The 14,770-nt window shown below is 37.2% G+C and carries 9 protein-coding genes; 4 read left to right on the top strand and 5 right to left on the bottom strand.

Annotated features, from left to right (window positions below):
* Positions 1–51: 51 nt before the first annotated feature.
* Complete coding sequence (locus QUF86_RS07010; RefSeq protein WP_289333899.1) at positions 52–2,193, bottom strand: CDP-glycerol glycerophosphotransferase family protein; 2,142 nt, start codon at positions 2,191–2,193, stop codon at positions 52–54.
* A gap of 551 nt (positions 2,194–2,744) precedes the next feature.
* Between QUF86_RS07010 and tagD the strand changes: the two genes are divergently transcribed.
* Both tagD and QUF86_RS07000 read left to right on the top strand, forming a co-directional pair.
* Positions 2,745–3,143, top strand: a complete 399-nt coding sequence (gene tagD / locus QUF86_RS07005) for a glycerol-3-phosphate cytidylyltransferase (protein WP_289314362.1) — start codon at positions 2,745–2,747, stop codon at positions 3,141–3,143.
* A complete protein-coding gene (locus QUF86_RS07000) occupies positions 3,136–4,299 on the top strand; it encodes a CDP-glycerol glycerophosphotransferase family protein (RefSeq protein ID WP_289333898.1) in 1,164 nt (387 codons plus the stop codon). The genes tagD and QUF86_RS07000 overlap by 8 nt, the downstream gene beginning before the upstream one ends.
* Before the next feature lie 260 nt (positions 4,300–4,559).
* On the opposite strand, the gene QUF86_RS06995 is transcribed toward QUF86_RS07000, so the two are convergent.
* Complete coding sequence (locus tag QUF86_RS06995; protein WP_289333897.1) at positions 4,560–6,119, bottom strand: glycosyltransferase; 1,560 nt, start codon at positions 6,117–6,119, stop codon at positions 4,560–4,562.
* Positions 6,120–7,204: 1,085 nt separating this feature from the next.
* On the opposite strand from QUF86_RS06995, the gene QUF86_RS06990 reads away from it, so the two are divergent.
* Positions 7,205–8,245 (top strand): C40 family peptidase, encoded by a 1,041-nt coding sequence (locus QUF86_RS06990; protein ID WP_289333896.1) that lies wholly within the window; start codon positions 7,205–7,207, stop codon positions 8,243–8,245.
* 288 nt (positions 8,246–8,533) lie between these two features.
* A complete protein-coding gene (locus tag QUF86_RS06985; RefSeq protein WP_289314358.1) occupies positions 8,534–9,460 on the top strand; it encodes an LCP family glycopolymer transferase in 927 nt (308 codons plus the stop codon).
* A 47-nt stretch (positions 9,461–9,507) separates the two neighbouring features.
* Here QUF86_RS06985 and QUF86_RS06980 read toward each other — a convergent pair whose 3' ends face one another.
* From QUF86_RS06980 to secA, 3 genes are all read right to left on the bottom strand, one after another.
* Positions 9,508–11,274, bottom strand: coding sequence for an LTA synthase family protein (locus tag QUF86_RS06980; protein ID WP_289333895.1), 1,767 nt, complete (start codon positions 11,272–11,274; stop codon positions 9,508–9,510).
* Positions 11,275–11,786: 512 nt separating this feature from the next.
* Positions 11,787–12,269, bottom strand: coding sequence for an SLAP domain-containing protein (locus tag QUF86_RS06975; protein WP_289333894.1), 483 nt, complete (start codon positions 12,267–12,269; stop codon positions 11,787–11,789).
* Positions 12,263–14,644, bottom strand: coding sequence for a preprotein translocase subunit SecA (secA, locus tag QUF86_RS06970; RefSeq protein ID WP_289333893.1), 2,382 nt, complete (start codon positions 14,642–14,644; stop codon positions 12,263–12,265). The genes QUF86_RS06975 and secA overlap by 7 nt, the downstream gene beginning before the upstream one ends.
* Positions 14,645–14,770: the final 126 nt, after the last annotated feature.

Here is a 14,770-nt window from a genome sequence, read left to right as displayed (position 1 = left end):
TCAATAAAAGAACCGACTGTTAAACAGCCGGCATTTTCAGGATTTGAATGCCTAAACAGTAGTATTGCCCTTAGCAAACACTTCATCAACAACTCGTTTAGAAGATTGCCCGCATTCTAAATAGCAAAACTTTTGATAAAACTCTTCGAATCGTTCACTTAATTTGAAATTGCTTCTTTCGATATTTTTAATCTCTTCAATAAGTTCTTCCGTGGTTTTGGTTAAAAGACCAGGTGCCTTCTCTTCAAAATCAAAATAAAAACCCCTTAAGTTATCACGATAATCTTCTATATCATACGTAAAGAAAATCATAGGTCTTCTTAAGTTCGCATAATCGAAGAATACGGAAGAATAATCCGTCACTAGTAAATCAGATATCAAATATAGCTCACGAATGTCCTCTAAATGTGAGAAATCATAGGCGAAGCCTTCAAATTGGGAAAGATCCATATTTTGGGCCACTAAATAATGCATACGCATGATGACAATATAGGAATCGCCAAGCTCTTCCTGCATCCTCATTAAATCGAGTTCCAAATTAAACTTATACTTCCCTTTCCTGAAAAATTGATTATCCCTCCAGGTTGGGGCATACAAAATAAGTTTCTTATCGAGAGGTAGATTGAATTTTCTTTTGAGATTATTTATCGTTTCTTCATTATTCGAGTTATGCAGGAAATCATTACGGGGATAACCTGACTCAATCATCTTTCTGTCGAACTGGAACGCCCTTTGAAAAATCTCTGTGGAATATGCATTCGGCGAGACCAGATAATCCCAATTACTCGATTCCCTTAAGAAGTTCGCTTTATATTTTTTCGTATTGGTCCCAGGCATATGCACTGCATCCATATCCATCGCAAGTCGCTTAAGGGGCGTTCCATGCCATGTTTGTATATATATCGTGTGTTTAGGCTTTGGAATCCACAGCGGGAACCGTACATTGTTAACCCAATATTTCGCCCTTGTCATGATCCACAGCCATCGTATGGAAAAACGTCTGACATACTCGACGTCTTTTTGAGCAAAATACTTAACTGAAGCGCGGTCGACGCTCCATACCAATTTATATTCTGGATTATTCTCTTTCATGTACTCATATATTGCCCTTGGACTGTCGCTATACTGCTTGCCATGATAGCTTTCGAATACTGCCAATTTTTTATTGGCTGGAATAAGCAAGCTCACTACCGCAAAAGCTGATTTATACCATTTTTTAAGCCGCTTACTTCTTCGAATTTTCACCCAGTTATTTTTTGCCTTTTTGAGGAACTTTGTTTTAAAGTTATATTTAGATGCAGATAAAGATAGGTACTTCGCTAATTTTGTTGCTTTTATTTTAATTTGTATTTTTTTATCCTGCACTTTAACAATTCGGTTTGCAGGCATATTCTTTAGATTACTGCATTTCATGCGAACGCTTCTTATCTCTTCCATTTCGCCATTCTTTTGATAGTGAAGAACTGTATAGAACATGAAATATTTAGGTTGTTCACCATTGATTTCAGATCTGAGGTCGACCTCACCTTGAAAACCGATATTTTCATGAAGCTTAACTCCAGGGAATTTTTCCACGAGGTCTATACGGTCAATACCAGTTAACGGTATGATGACTTCTTCTTCATTTAAATTATTCCTGACGAGCAATTCAACTTTTTCGAATTTCAAATCATTAAATTGGAATAATGGTGGGTAATTAAAATGACCATTGAAATGAAGAGTGCCATCCTTTCGAAGCTCAATATCCTCAAAAAAGGAAAACATCTTATAATCGTTTGCATAAAAGGAAAGGTTTCCTTTTTTGGTCGCGAAAGGATAAAACATTTTCTTGCGATCTTCATTCAGCATCGAAAAGAAGTTCAACTGGCGATTATTACTTTTGATCCGTGTTGTTACAGGTGCATCTTCCATCTGCCGAAGGATATGCAAATCCCACATTTCACCATCAACAAGGCGATCTTGCATCGCTTGATATGGCATCTTAACTTCGAATAAAAAATAATCATCCGTTTGATCTTTTACGTGAAAATCCAAATGGATTATATCATCAATGTTGTATCTATTCGTTAATATAAAAGAGTGATCTTCTATTCCCTCAAGAAAACTCTTTTTTATAGCTATTTCTATATAATAAACTTCATCAATGAGACGAACATTCATCGTTTTTCTATTCTTAAAAATATAGTTCTCCATTTTGTAGAAATTCCCCTCTCGGCAGCATGCATATCATATGCTTCAAATAAGAATATTATAGGATTACAAACATCTAATTTCAAACTTACTTTTACCATATATCATTTATTTTATAATAATGAAGCCATTTTTTTCTCGAATTCCCCAATAATCAAGTTAAGAGTTCGAATTTTTTTAATATAAGAAACCTAAACAAGTCTAGCAAAAAAATTGAATCTGGTCTATTTGCCTATCACTTTTTAACATAAATGAAATATACTTATCCTTTTAAGAATTTAGCTATGTGTTATACTTAAATTCTGATTATAACCATTTTAATATATTTATATATTCTTGATTAAGTATCAATTAAATTATAGAATAGGATCCAAAATTGTGAATTACATTACAATTTAAACAAGATTGTAAAATTTTTGTGGTTCAATTGTAAATCTTATTTGTTATAATTAAAAAGACTTCAACTTTATCATGAATTAGTCATATGACTATGTATTCTTTTTGCGACCATCAAGATTAAATATATAAATACATTTTTTACAGGAGGAATAAACATGAAGAAAGTAATCACTTATGGAACCTTTGATTTGCTTCATTGGGGGCATATTAATCTATTAAAACGCGCTAAAGATTTAGGGGATTACCTTATCGTTGCCATTTCCACGGATGAATTTAATGCTTTAAAAGATAAAAAGGCTTACCATAGCTTTGAAAATAGAAAAATGATTCTTGAATCGATCCGCTATGTGGATGAAGTTATACCTGAAGACAAATGGGAACAAAAAAAGGAAGACATCATTCGTGAAGGTGTAGATATCTTTGTAATGGGAGATGACTGGAAAGGCCAATTCGATGAATTATCTGAAGTTTGTGAAGTGGTCTACCTTCCAAGAACAATCGGCATTTCGACTTCCCAAATTAAAGATGACCTTTTACAAGTTACTAATGGCTAAAGAATTCGCGATAGGGATTTATCTTTTTTGTTTCAAAATTTTATTCTCTATCTTTAAACTTTTCCCTTTACATGGCAAAACGACCTTTGTCACATCATTCGGGGACAATTGCCAATATATCGCAGATGAAATGGACAAGCAGGACATTTCTGTTCAAAAAGTGTTTTTAATGAAACCGAGCAGTCATATAGAAGTTAAGGACGATGGGAAAACCATCGTCCTTCCGTTTGAATCTAAAAATATCATTGCCATGTTCCGATCCATTTATCATCTCGCTACATCAAAATGGATTATCATTGATAATTATTTTGGCTTTCTATCAGCCATTTCATTCAAAAAGCAAGTGACATGTGTACAAGTCTGGCATGCGGCAGGTGCCGTTAAGCAATTCGGGGCAAAAGACCCTTCCATTCAAAACCGTTCTGCCGGTGCAAGGAAAAGATTTTTAGAGGTATATAAAAAATTTGATTATGTTACGGCAGGTTCAGAGAGAATGGCGGAAATTTATCAAGAAAGCTTTCAACTACCGACATCCCATATCCTAAGGACCGGGATACCTCGGACCGATTTCTTTTTCAATGATGAATCCAAAAAAGCTGCACGCAGTGCATTGCTAGCCAAGTATCCAGAACTTGAGCATAAGAAAATCATGTTATATGCCCCTACATTCCGTAATGACGGCTTGAACAATGGAGAGATTGCACTCAATTTGGAATTGCTCTACAAGGAACTTCAGGGTGAAAATTATGCGTTATTACTTAAACTGCATCCTGCCGTAAAAGCAGAGAATGATTTACGACATAAATTCCCAGAGTTCGTTTATCCTGTCAATAGTGAATTTCACGTAAATCAACTGCTGATCAGTACGGATCTTTTGATAACGGATTACTCTTCGATTCCATTTGAATTCTCTTTTCTAGAAAGACCAATGATATTCTTTGCATATGACTTAGAAAATTATGTGCAGGAACAGGGATTCTGGGAGGATTACTCCTCTTCCATGCCCGGATCGGTAGTATCTACCACAGAAGAGCTCTTAAGGAAAATCCGCGCCGCCGATTACCCATTAATGAAAATCGCTCCCTTTAACCAAAAATGGAATCAATACTCTACAGGAAATTCGAGTAGAAATTTAGTTGATTTCCTTTTTAAATAAAACCGGGGCTATTCCAAAAGTCAGGAAAATAAATAGGGGCGACCCCCTTTTTGTGGTGTTCGTCGCTTTTCTTTTCGGGGCTTAACGAAGTCTAAACGGAGTTTAACATCGTAGCAACCGCCCATAATCTACTGAAGATAGCTGGCTTCCTCCAGCTACTCTCAATAAAGAATTATTAAAATAGAAAAACAGGTGAAGAAAAACGAAATGTTTTTCTTCACCTGTTTTATTTTAGGAACTTATAAGACAGGTCTATTTAGTCATTTATATGCATAAACGCCAAGCTTAGCTTTTTTATTTTTTACCGCTGTTTCGATAGTGTCAACCCATTTATCTATATATTGCTGCTCATTGAATCGTTCTTTCATATCCTTAACCGCATTCTTACCCATATTCAAAGCAGCTTTTTTGTTTTCGAACATCCAAATCATCTTCTCGGAGAGTTGATCGATATTGCCATTCTCTATTATAAATCCAGTTTCCTCATTAATAATGAGATCCCGTGGGCCGTAGTTAATATCATAACTAATCATGGGCGAACCATTTGACATGCTTTCCAGAATGCCCAATGAGAAGCCTTCACTTTTACTTGTTACTACAGAGAACAAGGCTTTTTGATAAAGCTTACCCGGATCATTCGTATATCCTTTAAGGAAGACATGATTTTGTAAGTCTAGTTCCTTAATCAGTTTTCTTAAATTCGGTTCTTCATTACCTAAGCCCCATATCTCCAATTTGGCTTTTGGTATACGATTGACTACTTTTTTGAAGGCTTTTATTGAATGGTCGATTCTTTTCAAAGTGGAGAATCGACTAATGATGACAGCTAAGTTATCAGCTTTCTTAAAAGAACTGAACGCGAAATCTTTCATATAATGAGGAATCACTCGAATATTATCTTTTTTGCCAAAGCGTTCCTCCAAATCAACCTTTTGTGATTCCGTTAATAACAAAGCTACATCCAGTTCATCGATGGCTTCTAAAGTAGGAGCGATTTTTACACCAATTTCACCGTCTACATTATATGGCGGTTTAACATGATTACTATGGAGTCTCCATATCTTAATTGCTTTTTCCAGTTTGACATTCATCATGACTGGATCGGATGTTCTGGCATCACAAACTAAAACAGGGTAATCATAGTCTTTTATGATGCTCTCCACCCATTTGATTTTTAGATCCAACTCATTCGTATGAACGGATAGTAGCGCACCATTTGAATTGAAGTGGTTTACGCGGTTCGTTTTTCCATTCTTAGGGTTGGACCATACGGACAAGTAAGCTTGTCCTTTGTCATCAAAATAGATCTTTTGCCTTGGCTTATTCAATTCGAAATCCATGTAGGCGACTTTCCTTAGATAACCGTATTCATCATACTCCTCACGTTTTGTACGATAACGTTGTTCATTAAAGTAATCAAGGAAACTCACTTTGTTTTCTTTATCATAATTTATATAAGTTGTATATAATCCATTCTCATATGCTCTATATGCATTAAAACCGGCACGTTTGTCCAATACTGCATTAAACTCTTCAATCCGTTTAATGGTTTCAATTTCCTTCTGCTGTAACGTACTTCTGTTTGTAAGGCTTAACGATTCAAACATATTCAAAAGTTTGATACGCTTGTCGATCTTACCCTGTTTAATTAGTTGTTGAATGATCGTGTTATATCGGGGATTGAAGTTAAAGGTAAGGATGTAGGTTTCATAACCTAATTCTGCAAATAAGTTAGCTTGTAGAAGTGCGGCCTTTGTCATTCCACCCCGATTAACGTCCAACGAGTTTAATAAGCAAAACATCGTCGCGCGACTTTCCATTTTAAAACCTCCTGAATTAATAACTATAGAATCATTGTCTGAATTTGCTAAGAGCTTTATACTTAATGTTACTAAGTTTGGTGATTAAAGTAATTTCTTAAGTAAAGTTTAGGAATAGGTCACCAACTGTTTGAATTCACTTAAATTTAATGCTCGTTGTCATACCTAACTTTATTATGCCCCTCTGATACTAAAAAAGCAGAACATTAGACCTAGCAATCCAAATAATCGCAGAGAGGGAACAGAAAAACATCTAAAGAGTTTGATTGCTTTCATCCTTAACCGACTTTTCTGCCTCATTTAGTTGGATGACTTTTTTAACGTAGGCGCTACCGAAAGAGTAAAAAAAGGGAACACGAATGATGGGGATCCCCCAAAAGTCAGGAAAATGACTTTAAGGAACAATACCCTTTTTTCATGAAATTAATGCACAAAAAATCGCCCTTTTTAGTAAATGAAGTTACCAACAAATACAAAAGTCGATTTTTTATGCAAAGATTACTACAGAAAATTATAACTTGGGAACAAACTTCACTACCAATCTCCAATCAAGAGGAAAGAAAAAACTACGATTAAAACAGGTATGGCTTTAGCCCATGAGTTCACATGAGCGACCCCAAAAACGAACCTTCACACCAACTTTTATTCCCCACAACAATCAACAAGCCCCTGTGATCTTTGATATTCAAAAACTCAGTCCAGTTAAAAAAAATGAGTAAAATTAGTGCGGGAAGATTTCAGCCCACGATTAGTGAAATACTAACAAAATAACGCACTATTTCTGATAGAAATTGTTATTCGAAAACCAATAACCCATCATTAAAAGAAGGAATTACCTAGATGAAGATGGAAATGTACATTATAAAAACAGGGCTATTTTTACAGGGACTGACAAATTAATTACACGAATCCAAATTGTGAAAAAAGACTCACATTATAGAAAATATTGTAGATTACATTACTCAAATCCAACCAATATAAACCAGTAAAATACTACTATTTTCCCCTTGTAACAAAAATGTAATATGTTTTAACCCTTTTGATTTGTTAGAATAGGGAAAAAGACATATTCGAGGTGGAAAACCGTGAAAAAAAGTGTAGTCGCATTTTCGACATTAGCCATTTTATCTTCGACTTTTGTTTCTCCTGCCCTTGCCAGTACATATACAGTCAAAAGCGGTGATAACTTAAGTAAAATCGCCCAGAAGCATAATACGACGGTAAAAGACTTAAAACAGCTTAATAACTTAAAAACAGACTTTTTGAGTATTAACCAAAAATTAATTATATCCAACTCCAAAACCACATCAAATGATTCTTCAGTCTCCTTGAAAAAAACAAAGAATACTACATATACCATTGTTTCAGGTGATACCTTAACCAGGATAGCAAACAAGCATAACCTTACACTTGCTGAATTGATGAAATTGAATAATTTAAAATCCGATAGAATTTATGCGGGTGCTAAACTTATCGTATCTAAATCAACCACTACCACCACCATTGATCTACCCAGCAGCTCCAAGCCATCTAATGTTACTCAGACCCCAGCCAATTCGTCTACATACATTGTGGTAAAAGGGGACACACTTTCCAAGATCTCCAGAAAAACCAACTTGACTGTAGCCCAGCTTAAATCAATCAACTCGTTAAAGTCTGATCTAATCAGAGTGGGCCAAAAACTAAAATTAGGTAAATCGGCAAGTACAGCCTCTCCAGGTAAACATGATGATGGAAATGTGGAAGCTCCAAGTTCCGGGAACAAAGTAACCAAGCTCGTTTCTGAAGCAAAGAAATTAATTGGAACACCATATTCGTGGGCGGGCGCCTCTCCATCAGGTTTCGATTGCAGTGGATTTATTTACTATACGTTCAAAAAGGCTGGATATGAAGTTTCCAGGCTTTCATCTTCCACATATTATGATATGGGTAAAAGGGTTACTTCACCGAAAAGTGGCGACCTTATCTTCTTTGCAACGGGTTCCAACAAATCAGTGGTAAGCCATATGGGAATTTACTTGGGTGGCGGACAGTTCATTCATGCCTCATCAAGTAAGGGAGTAACAATCAGTTCTACTTCAAACTCTTATTTCAAAAGTAGAATCATAGGATATAGAAGTTTATAAGATTTACATGCCAGACTTTATCTTAAAGTCTGGCAATCTTATGTAGAGATTCACACCTTCTTTTTATTCATGGTTATATAATTAAAAAAATTCGATTGATAAGATAGCGAAGGAATTCAGTATCTGAGAATCCTTCGTTTTTTTACTGTTAATACAGGTAAATATGCACTCTAAGTACAAAAAGAAACTATTCTATTTTTGACAAAAAAAAGGTATAGTTAAAAACATACCAACTAGGTATTTTTTCGCACCTTCCATTTTATGGGATGGTTCAAGGGGGAATATTAGATGAGATCCGAACATAAAAAAAAGAAAAAGAAACGTAAAACGTTTAAAATAATCGGCTTCACCCTTCTTATCCTTATCATTGGCGCAGGTACTTATGGAGCTTCAGTTTATCAATCGTTAGCCGGAGCGATTCAAACTATGCAGGGTACAGAGCACAAAACGGATAAGCGTGTAGATGACATCAAGTTCAAAAGCAAAGATCCATTTTCATTACTCATTCTTGGCGTGGATGAAAGGAAAAATGACTCAGGTCGATCAGATACAATGATTGTCATGACGGTTAATCCTAAAAAAGAATCCATTGAATTATTGAGTTTACCCAGAGATACGCGTACAGAAATCATCGGTAAAGGCATAAATGATAAAATGAACCATGCCTATGCATATGGCGGAGTTTCCATGTCGATAAACACAGTGGAAGCCTATATGGATATTCCGATTGATTATTACGTCAAAATGAATATGGAAGGCTTTCAGGATATTGTGAATGCTGTAGGTGGCATCACAGTTGATAATGATATGGACCTTGCCTATAAAGGGTTTAATTTTAATAAAGGCACAATCGACTTAAATGGTAAAGAGGCATTGATTTATTCCCGAATCCGCAAGGAAGATCCCCGCGGAGATTATGGACGGCAAATGCGGCAACGCCAGGTTATCCAAGCTGTCATGAAAAAAGGGTCAAGTCTCTCAACACTTACCAATTATGACGATATATTCGAAGCACTAGGTAAAAACGTTGAGACCAATTTAAGTTTCAATGAAATGTTGAGTATCCAAAATAACTATAAATCATCCCTAAAAAATATTGAACAATATACTCTTGAAGGTGACAATCAAAAGGTAGATGGCGTTTGGTACAACATCGTTCCGGAAGATACAAAACTTGAAGCCCAAAACCGTGTGAAAACACATCTGGGATTATAATGGGGGGAGGATGGCTTTAATAGCCATCCTCTTTTTTTACCTTTTGGTCAATCCTTCATTTTTTTAAAATAATCGGAACGTATCACTTGGTCACTCAAATCAATCTCCTTTTGGTCTTCTGGTGAAAATCCTTCGACCCTGCCTTCTTCATTAATTTTCATTTGAGAACCATAATCTCCTTTTAATATCAAAGCATCACCTTTTTCGTCATTAAGCATGCTCTCTCCAAAGTATGAAGAACTCTTAATATTGAACAGATCATATAGAGTTGGTAAAATATCGATTTGGCCCGCTACCTTATCAATCGTTCTTCCTTTCATATCCTCCTGATAAATGATCACGGGAATGGGCATATATTTTTCAATCCACTGCTCATCGCTAATTTTACTACCGTAATACGCTTCAACCTCGTGTTTATCTTTTAAAAATAGCCCATCATGATCTCCGTAAATGACAATCACGCTGTCTTTCAATTTCCCGTCATCCTTCAACTTCTTTACGAAATCCCCGATGGCTGAATCCGTATAATGAATTGCTTCAAAATATTTAGATAGATAACTGCCCTCTTTTCCAACTTCAGGCTTCAATGTTATCTGTTCCTTCGGTAGCGAAAAAGGGACATGGCTGGTCAATGTAACGAAAAAAGCATAATAGGGATTTTGTTTATCTTTTAATAAATCATAGCTTTGATTGAAGAAACTGCGGTCTCCCAAGCCCATCGAAATCAGCTCATCTTGCTTCATGTCCTCTATGGAAAAATAGTCATCAAACCCTAGTGAGGGATATGCATGCTGCCTATTCCAAAAGTCTTCTTCATCCCCGTGGAAAGCATAACTTTGATAATCCGACTTCTTTAATTCTTTAGCAAGACCCGGAAAATCATTATAAGGGAACCGAAAAAAGGTCGCGCCTTGCTTTAAAGGAAATAAACCGGTATTCACGATCAGCTCTCCATCAGATGAATTTCCAAATACGGTCTGTGGATATACATGCGGGAAGTACAAACCCTCCTTCGCCAATTCATTCATGAATGGTGTGACCTCCTGTCCAGCACTCCTTTGAAATAGCGGAAACGCCTGTAAAGATTCCACTTGGATGATAATGAGATTCTTCCCCTCCAATGAGCCTGAAAAGGCATGATCCTTTATTTTCTTTTTATTGAAGTAATCAGAAACGGCCTTCTTTTCTTTCGAAGACATTCCATGCCCTCCCGAGTCAGTAAAGTAGGCATACGTGTCCAATACGTGATGACCGATCGGGCCCCAGTTTCGCAAAAAGGTATTCGCCTCATAACGCCGGGTTATATCCACCTTGTCGATAAAAATATTCTTTACCGGCTTAAGCCCTGCTATCATCAGGAAAATCACGGCCGGTATAAGTGCCATATGCTTGAGGGGGTATTTTTTCTTCACGAATGATTCTGCAATTGGAATGCCTACCAGAAGAAAGATAGAATCTTTCATTTCCATCATACTGAATATACTTTCACCAAGCCCATTCAGATTGCTTTTTTGCATCCACATATAGGAAGTTATAGGTGTCGAGTAATAGCGATAAAACCAGATGTCCCCAAGGAAAAAGACCATGATCGAAAGAAGGAGGACAGAAAAAATGATGCCCTTTAGGATCCAATTCGGTATCCATTCCTTCAGATAAACAATAAAACCGGCAACACCGATGATTATCGTAATAATCCCGACAGAAAGATCATTACCCATCCTATCATTCGTATAAATGAAAAGTATGGCCACGATTGAAATGGACAAAATCTCAAATAGCCTCTCCTTCAATCGCTGATTTAGGTTATTCTTCATGCTCCAGCCACTTTCCTCTTCATTATTTCCAGGCCATCGTTACGCCTGATTACGGAAGATTACTTATAAATATTACTTAGCGTTACCATTTATGAGAAATTGCAGACAGAAAACAGCATTAAGTTGTCAAACCAGTCTTAATGCCTTCCCTCATAAACAAGAGCCTTCATCTATAGATGAGGGCTCAGACTGTAGACAAACTCGAGAAAAGCAAGTTTGTTATTTAATAAACTTCAGTTGTTTTCAGAAATTGATTCGAGAGGAGTGTCACAAATTTCTTCAATCCAGTGGGTTTCATCCCATATAAACCAGTAAAAAATCAAGGAGCATAACCCCTTCCCGTTTTTATAATTCGGGTAATACTTCCCTCGATAAAATCGTGAAAGGGATTCGGGATGAGACCATTCCGCACCCTATTTTGTCGACAAACTGGTATAGATGAGGGCTTTTCAACATACTTAATCATTTCTTTTCATTCCGGTTGCCGCCAATTCATGTGAGTGTTTTTCCTACTATCTCTTCCATTCAAAAGCAATCTTCCAATCTTCATCAGGAATCGATTCTGCCAACATATCCCCTTCTTCGAATAAGAAACGCCATGGCATGCTTGAAAGTGCCGGTATCTCCCCCAGGTTTGATAGATCGAATGCCTTTTTTGCCAATAATTTCCCGTTCCCATCCACTAACAATAAATCCACGATATCAAACTGGACTGCTTTCTCCAATGAATTTCGGAGAAAAGCAACTATGATTATATCATCCTCCACCCTATTCAGTTTAACGCCGGATATTGAAATTTGATTCGGTTTTAATGCAGCCAGCCTTTGATGGTGGAATCTATATACATATTCCTCTTGCTTGGAAATTTCCCATTCCTTGTTAAACATCAGGGCAGTATGAACAGCGTCCTGATTGAGTACCTCACGTTCATCTATAGTTAAATGGTTTTTCTTTTCATTAACCCTTATATCCCTTTTTCCAAATAAACTCACCATTCTTCACTCTCCAAAGCAGCTTCATCTTCCTGATTACTATTCATATATTCCATAAAACGGATGCTTATCTCCGACTCGATTATACTTAAGAGAAGGTTGAATTGGCTAAGTGCCACTTTTTCAAACAACATATATGGGTCCTGTTGACCATATCCGCTTAAACCAACGCCTTCCTTCATACTATTCATTTCGTCCAAATGATTCATCCAATTTGTATCAATATGCTGCAGCATGAAAGCACGTAACTGGTTTCCCCATTCTGCATCGTCTTGAAAAATTACTAGCATCGATTCCAATTCACCTAAAGCATCCAATGCTTTTGCTTCAACTAAATGACCTTCCAAATCCTTCAAATCACTTGCCTGCCAATCCAAAGACAGGAAAACAGGGGAAAGCTCATCAATAAAGGCGGAGGAATCAGGCTCTGCTAGATGTTCAGGGGAATGTTTCTCTATGAGACGACGAACGTATTTTTCGATATATTCTAGTAATATGGCCGACATCCGTCCAGAATCCCAATCAAGAATCCTATCTCTCATCGCATAGATGATTTTTCTTTGCTCATTTAATGCATGTTCTAACTTCAACAAATGGTAACGACTTGATTGATGCATCTGCTCTATCGTTTCCTGCACCCTTTTCACGAATTTATCGGGTGCAGGGCCCACAACCAATCCATTTTCGTCCGTTTTGATTTTATTTATATACCGTTCAATCTCTTCTTCATCATAGTAATCAAACAAATCATCTTCCAAGGAAATGATGAATTGTGTTGAACCTGAATCACCCTGCCGGCCGGAACGTCCCCTTAGCTGCATGTCAATCCGACTGCTCTCGTGTCGCTCCGTACCAATGATATGAAGGCCGCCTAATTCCTTGACAGCATCATCCAGCACTATATCCGTTCCTCTCCCAGCCATGTTCGTAGCCAGCATGACTTGATTTTTTTGCCCGGCATTGGCGATGATTTCCGCTTCATCCTCTTCCGTCTTCGCATTAAGGATTTGATGCTTAATTTTCCCCTTATCTAAATGAACCGAAATTTTTTCAGATTGCTCAATGGAGGTCGTCCCGATCAGAATAGGTCTGCCTTCTTCATGAATCCGTTTTACTTCCGTGACGATTTTGTTGATTTTGCTGATTTCATCCTTATAGATCAAATCAATCTCATCCACTCGAATAATAGGCTTATTAGTTGGAATTTCAATGACGGGGAGCTGATATGTTTCCTGGAATTCCGACTTTGACTGCACGGCACTTCCTGTCATCCCGGACATTGAATGATATAAACGAAAATAATTTTGGATGGTTATCAACGCCTGTGTTTCATTCTCTTCGGAAATCTCCAAGCCCTCTTTTGCCTCAATCGCTTGATGAAGCCCATCACTGAAGCTTCGCCCTTCCATCACCCTGCCTGTGAATTTATCGATTAATGCAATCCTTCCATCCATGACAATGTAGTCCACATCCAATTTCATGATCGCGTGGGCTTTAAGCGCCTGTGTGACATTATGTAATAACTCTTGATGATCCAGACCATACAGATTGTCGATACCAAAAGCCTCTTCAATCTTGGAAGCCCCTTGATCCGTGAAAAAGGCAGCCTTTGACTCAGTGAAAATCTCGTAATCATCATTTTCTATATATGACTTCATGATTTGTGCAGTGATCTGGTGAAGCTCGGTTCCGTCGCTTGCCTTGCCCGCAATGATTAATGGTGTCCTCGCTTCATCAATCAAGATGCTGTCAATCTCATCGACAATGGCAAATCGGTGTCCTCTTTGAACCTTCTCTTCTCTTCGGAAAACCATATTGTCACGCAAATAATCAAAACCGAACTCAGTTGCCGTTCCATACGTGATATCTGCTTTATAAGCTTCACGTTTTGCAGTAGGCCCCATTGGGGAAATGTTCAAACCGACCGTCAACCCTAGAAATTCATGAATTTTTCCCATTAACTCTTTATCACGTCTGGCCAAATATTCATTGGCCGTAATAATATGGACACCATTCCCGTACAGTGCATGTAAATAGCTAGGCAAGGTAGCGACAAGTGTCTTCCCCTCTCCCGTATTCATTTGTGCAATGCCCCCTTCACTCAGGACAAAGCCGCCTGCAAGCTGGACATCATGGTGCCTAAGGTTCAACACTCGTTTAGAAGCCTCCCTTACTACCGCAAAAGCTTCGGTTTGTATATCCGATATATTTTTACCAGCATCCAATAAGCTTTTAAATCTATCCTTCATTCCGCATAATTCTTGATCAGAATACCTTTCATATTTACCCTCTAGCCGATTCACACCTTCTACCAACTTATAAATTCTCTTTAAGTCTTTAGAGCTTTCTTTGAAGAACTTTTTCATACTGGATAGCATAGGGTTTTCTCTCCTATTATTTCAATTGAACTCTAGTGAAATTATATCAGTTATATATTTACTGTTTATAAATTATTACCTATATATTGAAATTATATAGAAGGTTTTTTCACCCTTCCTTCTTTT

Origin of the sequence: Peribacillus sp. NJ11, assembly GCF_030348405.1 — a bacterium.
Lineage (GTDB): Bacteria > Bacillota > Bacilli > Bacillales > DSM-1321 > Peribacillus.
Note: the sequence above shows the minus strand (reverse complement) of the source record. Positions and strands in the feature narration are given on the sequence as shown.

Coding starts and splice junctions, on each gene's coding strand:
- QUF86_RS06980 (WP_289333895.1), bottom strand. CDS start 11,274: ATGAAGAATAACCTAAATCAGCGATTGAAGGAGAGGCTATTTGAGATT.
- secA (WP_289333893.1), bottom strand. CDS start 14,644: ATGCTATCCAGTATGAAAAAGTTCTTCAAAGAAAGCTCTAAAGACTTA.
- QUF86_RS07010 (WP_289333899.1), bottom strand. CDS start 2,193: ATGGAGAACTATATTTTTAAGAATAGAAAAACGATGAATGTTCGTCTC.
- tagD (WP_289314362.1), top strand. CDS start 2,745: ATGAAGAAAGTAATCACTTATGGAACCTTTGATTTGCTTCATTGGGGG.
- QUF86_RS06985 (WP_289314358.1), top strand. CDS start 8,534: ATGAGATCCGAACATAAAAAAAAGAAAAAGAAACGTAAAACGTTTAAA.
- QUF86_RS06975 (WP_289333894.1), bottom strand. CDS start 12,269: ATGGTGAGTTTATTTGGAAAAAGGGATATAAGGGTTAATGAAAAGAAA.
- QUF86_RS06995 (WP_289333897.1), bottom strand. CDS start 6,119: ATGGAAAGTCGCGCGACGATGTTTTGCTTATTAAACTCGTTGGACGTT.
- QUF86_RS07000 (WP_289333898.1), top strand. CDS start 3,136: ATGGCTAAAGAATTCGCGATAGGGATTTATCTTTTTTGTTTCAAAATT.